This window comes from Parabacteroides sp. Y3-G-102 (assembly GCF_023656845.1).
GTDB classification, from domain to species: Bacteria; Bacteroidota; Bacteroidia; order Bacteroidales; family Tannerellaceae; genus Parabacteroides; species Parabacteroides distasonis.
This window is the reverse complement of sequence record NZ_JAMOKU010000084.1, coordinates 1-7308: the sequence shown is the minus strand read 5'-3', so window position 1 is coordinate 7308 and position 7308 is coordinate 1. Positions and strand designations below refer to the sequence as shown.

Sequence of the window (7308 nt, the reverse complement as noted above, 5' to 3'; positions counted from 1 at the left end):
AAGTATCTCTGATGGCAGAATCAACTGTGCCAATGCTAATAGTCCTTGATTGTTCATGGTACAAAGGTGCAAATTTTCTATAGAATTAAAGAATTTTCCCCCTGATTTATCGGGTGAGCCGTTGTTTGTAATCCTTGATCTGCACAGTGCTTGTATATATGGAGGAGGTTTATCCATACTAAAAAATCCTTGTAAGTTCGCTTACAAGGATTTCTGGATTTGTGCGGCTGAAGGGACTCGAACCCCCACGCCGTGAAGCATCAGATCCTAAGTCTGACGTGGCTACCAATTACACCACAGCCGCATTGGAATCGTGTGCAAAGGTAATGCTTTTTTATAAACTTGCAAATATTTGCGTTGTTTTTTTAGCGAAACCTTATTTCTTCTCGGTCTCGGACAAGAGGTGGGTGATCGCCGCCTCGATAATCGTATCTTTACCTTTCTCGATATCTTCTTGGGTCATAGAAACCTTATATGTAGGATCGATACCGAATTCCGTATGCTGTTTGTTTACATCCAGCATGGGAGACGCGGAGAAACGGACACCCCAGCCGTTGGGCAACTCGGAGTTGAAGGGGAAACCACTACCGCCTCCGGTGCGATCTCCCATCGTCGTTACATAAGGCATCATGCGTACTTTCTGCACGAAATCGTTGGCGGCGCTGTAGCAATGACGATTCGTTAAGACCACGACAGGACGTAACCAGCGGATACGCTCGGAAGGTGAGAGATAAAGGGGATAAGGTTCGGAAAAGTCATCGTGCCCTTTACCCGTCTTATGTTGGATATAGCCGGTCAGTATCTTTTCCTCCAAGAAACGAGAAGCGATGCGATCGGCGTTTGATAACATGCCACCGCCATTATCCCGGATATCGAAGATCAAACCTTTGCAATCCTTGAATTGATAGAATATGTGATCCAAGCCGCTTTCACCGGCCGAACTGGAAAAGCTACCGTAGTAAATATACCCGATCTGACCGTCACTCAATGTCGTGTATTTAAGTCCTCCGGCGATCGAGTAGTCCCTTCCGAGATAATTCTCTTGTATGTCTGAGTCGAAATTATCCGGATAATCGAGGTACCAATCCCAATAGCGGGACATATTGAAGGTGGATATCAAATTGGTATGCCCGTCTTTCAGCTCGTTTAGCATATCGCCTAATACGTCAAATAGGACGTATTGGTTCATCGTATCGCTTATCTGCGTCTTATAACGGTCGTGAACCTCGTTCCAATCAATGTCCTTGTATTCGAAGAAGCAGTAATTCTCATCCAATATTTTCCAAAGCGCCTCAAAGTTCTCCTGTGGGGAGGCCACGTATTCGTCCGATTTCTCACATCCGGTAAACAGGAATCCGAGAGATATACATATATATATAAGGTATCGTTTCATTTGATTTCCTTTTAATAATAAGCGCTTTTGAACCGCTGGGTATTCTTTAGGCGTTTTCCTCCGAAAGAGATGAATTCTTTCACGAGGCCGATCATAAAAGAGTGAGAGATTATATGAGACTGTATCCCATTGACATCCGTACGGTAAGAGCTGTTTAGGTAACCTGCCCGTATCGTAAAATTACAAACCGGGAAATCGACCGTGAAAAAGTTCTTCATGGCGAATTTATTATGGAAGGAATTGAATTGCACCACTCCCGAAGCATTCCCTAGGTTGAAGATCTCGTAATACGATTGCCCGTAATGGGGGGAGAATAAAACACCGGCGAAGGGGATCGTGAACTGGTAGCGCAGCGTCATAGGATATTCCTTGACGCGTAACTTATAGATCGCCATGGCGGAGATGTTCAAATCGATATCCGCTTTCGCCGAGGCCGGGTTATTTCCGTTGCGGGTATTGTATATAAAACCACCCATGCCATGCACGGCACCACCCGCCAGAAGCTTTAAATCCGGCAATACCGTGGGCAAATGATAATGGTAACCCAACGTATAATCGATAAAGCCCGCGAAATCCGTAGCGGTAGAGGCAGCATTATCCGTGCTAGCCAGATCGACGCTTATGGTTTGCTGTCTGGATACCCGATAGTTTGCCAGCCGGACCCTCTTCATCCGTTCATTCATTACCCGTAATCCGGGGCCTGTATATTTCTTATCTTCCATGCTGGGAGATAAATAGGTGTCCATTAGGTTGTAGCTGCCTATACCGACCATGGTCCCGCTGTTGATAGACCAAGGGATCTCGTCTCCATCGGACTGGGCCTTGGCCGATGACGCGAGAAACAGCAGGAACAAACCAATCAAACAGGTGATAGCTTTCATAGGTTATTCGTCAAACAATTTCATCTGTCCCGTGATTTCATCGATAATATCCGTGGTACTCTGCCCGTCGTCAGTGTCGTTTCCCTCCTCATTGCCTTCGGTATCGTCTGATTCCGATGCGTTTTCGGAAGGGACGAAACGATTCGGTTCCAGCTCATTGATTGTCTCGACCTCAAATGTAGAGATTCGTTTACCTTTGGCTTTGAAGCCTTTCACCGCGATAAATTCGTCGGCATCGAGGACGAGAGCCTCCCGGAAGGCGTCGTGGCCTCCGAAGATCACCTCGATACGAGGATAGACCTCATCCGTAAGCAACATCAAGCGGTTCTTCGGATTCTCTCCTAGGAAATTCTGCTTCCGGGTGTTTACCTCCAGCAGGAATCGTTTGATATAATAATATTTCTGATCCGCGTCGTATAATACGGCAGTCCATATCTTGCTCGGCTGGTATTTCTCGATGACCATGATATTGGACTCGTAGTGATTGCTAAGGTCAAAATTCGTGACGTAGAAATCGCCGTTCGGCAGGATCACCAATATCTGATCGTTGCTATGGAACTCGCCTAGCTCTTCTCCTCGCCCATCGTAATTTAACCGGAGTACGTCCCAGTCGAACCATACTTCCCGGCCTCCCAAGGTGGAAGAGCCTTTCTGCTTGAGGCTGATCTTGTGCACTTCCGCTTTCGTCAGGATATTACCTTGAGAACCCCGTCCCTTAATGGCTATCTCGCTGAAGTTCTTTTCGAAGACGAGTAGTTTCTGCCGGGGTTTGGGTTTCAGGATTACCTTGACGGTCTCCGCCTCTCCGTTCGGGTTTGCGCTGAAGTAAAGGACACGGGAGTTTTCCGTACCTTTGGTCAGGTCGTATTCCCGATCGCGTGTAGCGCCTGTGACGGCGAAGCGTTTGATGTAATTATATCCGAACTTACCGTCCCGGTATATGACGTTGTAAATCGTCCGGTTGTCGTTACGCTTAAATACGTTGACATATAGAATGTCCTTACCGATAAAGATCTTATCCGCTACCTTGACGATCTTATAAGTACCGTTGCGATAGAAGATAATGACATCGTCTATATCCGAGCAGTTACATATGAACTCGTCCTTTTTCAGTCCCATGCCGATGAAACCTTCTTGACGGTTGATATACAATTTCTCGTTCGCCTCTACGACCTTGGTCGCCTCGATCGTGTCGAAATTGCGTATCACGGTATGGCGAGGGTAAGCCTTGCCGTATTTCTCTTTCAGCATGGTAAACCAATCGATGGTATAGTCGACGATATGTTCCAGCTTATCGTTGATCTTGGCGATTTGTTCCAAGGTCTGGGCAATGAACTCGTTACTCTTGTCGGAGTTGAACTTTAAGATACGTCCCATCTTGATCTCCATGAGTTTCAGGATATCGTCCCGGGTAACCTCACGGATAAATCGGGGCTTGAACGGCTCTAAACGAAGGTCGATATGGGATATCGCCTCGTCCATGTTCTTGGCGTTCTCGAATTCCGGGTCTTTATAAATACGTTCCTCGATAAATATCTTTTCAAGGGAGGCGAAGAACAGGGCCTCCTCCTGCTCTTGTTTCTGGATCTTGAGCTCTTCCCGTAAAAGCTCCAGCGTACGATCCGTAGAGTGGCGAAGCACATCGCTGACCGTAAGGAAATGCGGCTTGTCCTCCTTGATCACGCAACAGTTCGGGGAGATACTGATCTCACAATCCGTAAAGGCGTATAAAGCATCGATGGTCTTGTCTGAAGAGACCCCCGGAGCGAGATGCACCAAGATCTCTACATCCTTGGCGGTATTATCGTCTACCTTCTTGATCTTGATCTTTCCTTTATCGTTCGCTTTTAGGATGGACTCGATCACGGTAGAGGTTGTTTTTCCATACGGGATCTCCGAGATCACCAATGTCTTATTATCGAGCTTGCCGATTTTTGCACGGACTTTCACCGATCCACCCCGTTCTCCATCATTATATTTGGCTATGTCGATAGAGCCTCCTGTCTGGAAATCCGGATATAATGCGAATTCCTCTCCCCGTAGATAGGCGATGGAAGCATCTAATAACTCATTGAAATTATGAGGGAGTATCTTGGAAGACAGGCCTACGGCAATACCTTCCACGCCCTGTGCCAGCAATAAAGGGAATTTTACCGGTAAGGTAACCGGTTCCTTATTACGTCCGTCGTAAGAAAGCTGCCAAAGGGTTGTCTTGGGATTGAATACGGTCTCCAAGGCAAACTTGGAAAGGCGAGCCTCTATATAACGAGGAGCGGCGGCTCCGTCTCCCGTCAGGATATTACCCCAGTTTCCTTGGCAATCGATCAACAGATCTTTTTGTCCCAATTGCACCAAGGCATCTCCGATAGAGGCGTCTCCGTGAGGGTGGAACTGCATCGTATGACCTACGATATTCGCGACCTTGTTATACCGCCCGTCATCCAACCTCCTCATGGAGTGCAGGATACGTCGTTGTACGGGTTTCAGTCCATCGTTGATATGCGGAACGGCCCGTTCCAAGATCACATAAGAAGCGTAGTCTAGGAACCAGTTTTGGTACATCCCAGACAAATGATAGGTCGTGACACGTGTATCCCCTTTCCCCGGGACTTTATAGTCGGAATGGGTATTCGCCTCTTCCTCCGTAGTCTCGTTATCTTGGGTATCACTATTTATATCCTCAATTTCCTCGTTTTCCTTATCCTCGATATAATCGTCTTCTTTATCTTCCGGTCTCATAAAATCCAGTTCTTTCTACACAACGCTATTACGCCAAATTGCTAACAGGGTGTAAATATAGCAAATATTCGGCAGTTTTTATAAGAATGAGGCTTTTACGAGAGTGAGTTTGCGTTAAATAAAGAAATTTTATAAAATAAATATTTAGGTGGTAGGGGTTTTTCAGAATCTTTTGTCTTATCAATAACAATTGATATTTACATATAAAAGAATAATGATATGAAGAAGCTGATTTTATTTGTGTTATGCGCTTTGAGCGGCTTGGTGGTGAGCGCTCAATCACGCTGGGGGATTACTCCGGAGGGTGGATTTGCCGCGGTTAATCGTGTTGGAATGGGATCTAGCTGGCGTGCGGGGGTTAAGGTAGGCGTTGGTGTATCTTACCAGTTTGAACCGGGATGGATTGGATTGAAATCCGGTTTATATTATGCGAATAGAGGGTATTCGTTGGGAGATTATCCGAGAACGACGGAGTCTGCTACGTATGTCTTGAAAGAGATGATGACCGGTGGTATCACGCAACATTTTTTGCAATTGCCCGTGATGGCTGATTTCTCATGGAAAGTGTCGAAAGAGGTACGTATGCATTTAGCGGTCGGTATGTATGCCGGTGTATCTGTCAAGAATGATACGAATTGGGGATCTTCGTTTACGATGGGGTATTCGAAGGAGCCGCAGGCGCTTGGTAAATATGTCAAATCTACTGGCCTAGGGTATAGTTATGGTTATGGCCATTCGGGATATGATGAGGCTGAAAGCGCCGATCATCCATTTCGAGACGTGAATTCTTTTGATTGGGGATTGACAACTTCTTTTGGTATAGAGGTGAATAACTGGGTGATGAATCTGGGGTATGATCTCTCTCTAGGTGATGAGGGCGGTAACTATAAGATCGATGGCGATAATTTCTCTCTGTATGAGGTAAGAAGTGTCGGTGCCAATTACAATACGATGAGTCTGACGGTTGGGTATAAGTTCAAGCTTTAACGGCAAATCACTCATAGGATACGAATCTGACGAATATTCGGTGTCTTTTTTTAATAGATACGCAGCTTTTGAGATTGTTTGATCATCTATAACTTATAGAAACTTAAATAAATAAGATATTATGAGAATCATCAATCCGATAGGTGGGATCATCCTGCTTTTTGTCTTGCTGGGCACTCTGGGGTGTAGCGAGGACTCATTTCAAGATGAGGCTAAGCCGGTGATTTGTCCTAGTGTTGTTTATCCGGAGGGAGCTAAATTGGCACGAGTTTGGTACGGTGCGGGTATTTCCTCTCCTCTGAGTCTAGCGAAGGAATATGTGTACGATGAGTCGGGACGTATCTCCAAGGTATTACATCCATTGAATACGGAGGATGGAGAAGGATACTTGATTGGCTACGTTGAATATGTTTATGACGAGTGGGGTTTTTTGTCTAAAGAAGTTTACTTCAACAGAAACCTAGATCAGACGTATCATAATTTGTCTACGCTTCATTATAAGTATGATGAACAAGGCCGGAAAATAAAGGAGATTACTGAATATCCGGTTATTGGCAAGAGCAAGGTGACAGTCTTTTCTTATAAGAATAATCTTCTGGAACGGAAAGTTGAGTACGACGAACTCGGCCGGAAGCTTACTTATACGGACTATGAGTACGATGAGGCAGGGTTGTTGACAAAAGAAACGATTCGTGATCCCGAAACGTCCGAGGTTCTCCGATATAGCGAGTATCGCAATGAGAACGGATTGAACATGGAGATCATGGTTTATGCCGACCTTCCGACAGAAAAAGAATCCATAGAGCTTCGTCGGATCACGAAGTCCTATGATCAGAATGGCAATCTGCTTCAATTAGTCTCTGAAGAATTGGCTTCTTCTAGCTCCCAGTCGAGTTTCTCGGAGTCCTATGAGTATATTTGAAGGCGTTCGTGATGACTTTATTCGATATAGAATGTCATCACGAATGTTTTTTCCTTCGTATAGGGTGCCTATTCGTCCAATCCTTGTTCGTTCGGATTTCCGGTCTTCATGAAATACCCTTATACAATAAGACCCCTTCCGTAGTTGTTCTCACTCCTTGTACTTTTCCTTCGGTAATTTGAAAATTCTTTTAGTTCTTATGGTTTTCTATATTTGCCATAAATATAACAAAAAATGCAGAGCGTAGCGTCGGGATTAAAAGCTGTCTTTTTGTAAATAAGGTTGACTCCTAAAAGAGTCAAAAAATGAGAACGAAAACTTATCAGGAAGAGAAAGAGCGTCAAAAGCTGTATCATGAGATTTATCGCCTTCGTGTAGTCGAAGGG

General features: G+C 45.2%; 5 protein-coding genes and 1 tRNA gene. 2 read left to right on the top strand and 4 right to left on the bottom strand.

What is annotated here, in order from left to right; all coding sequences use genetic code 11:
- Positions 1-222 precede the first annotated feature (222 nt).
- The 4 genes from NBH16_RS22940 to NBH16_RS22925 form a co-directional block, all read right to left on the bottom strand.
- Positions 223-304: transfer RNA gene (locus tag NBH16_RS22940), tRNA-Leu, on the bottom strand.
- A gap of 72 nt (positions 305-376) precedes the next feature.
- The gene (locus NBH16_RS22935; RefSeq protein ID WP_122268020.1) at positions 377-1393 is read right to left on the bottom strand and encodes a S41 family peptidase; all 1017 of its coding nucleotides are present in this window, start codon (positions 1391-1393) and stop codon (positions 377-379) included.
- A gap of 11 nt (positions 1394-1404) precedes the next feature.
- Positions 1405-2274 carry a DUF3316 domain-containing protein gene (locus tag NBH16_RS22930; RefSeq protein WP_250789121.1) on the bottom strand — a complete coding sequence of 290 codons (870 nt, stop codon included), beginning with the start codon at positions 2272-2274 and terminating at the stop codon, positions 1405-1407.
- Between the two features lie 3 nt (positions 2275-2277).
- Positions 2278-5013: a DNA gyrase/topoisomerase IV subunit A gene (locus tag NBH16_RS22925; protein WP_009016618.1), complete on the bottom strand. Its 2736-nt coding sequence runs from the start codon at positions 5011-5013 to the stop codon at positions 2278-2280.
- 219 nt (positions 5014-5232) lie between these two features.
- Between NBH16_RS22925 and NBH16_RS22920 the strand changes: the two genes are divergently transcribed.
- Together NBH16_RS22920 and NBH16_RS22915 are read left to right on the top strand one after the other, a co-directional pair.
- A complete protein-coding gene (locus tag NBH16_RS22920; RefSeq protein WP_005863419.1) occupies positions 5233-6000 on the top strand; it encodes a porin family protein in 768 nt (255 codons plus the stop codon).
- A 121-nt stretch (positions 6001-6121) separates the two neighbouring features.
- Positions 6122-6922, top strand: coding sequence for a hypothetical protein (locus NBH16_RS22915; RefSeq protein WP_227154496.1), 801 nt, complete (start codon positions 6122-6124; stop codon positions 6920-6922).
- Positions 6923-7308: the final 386 nt, after the last annotated feature.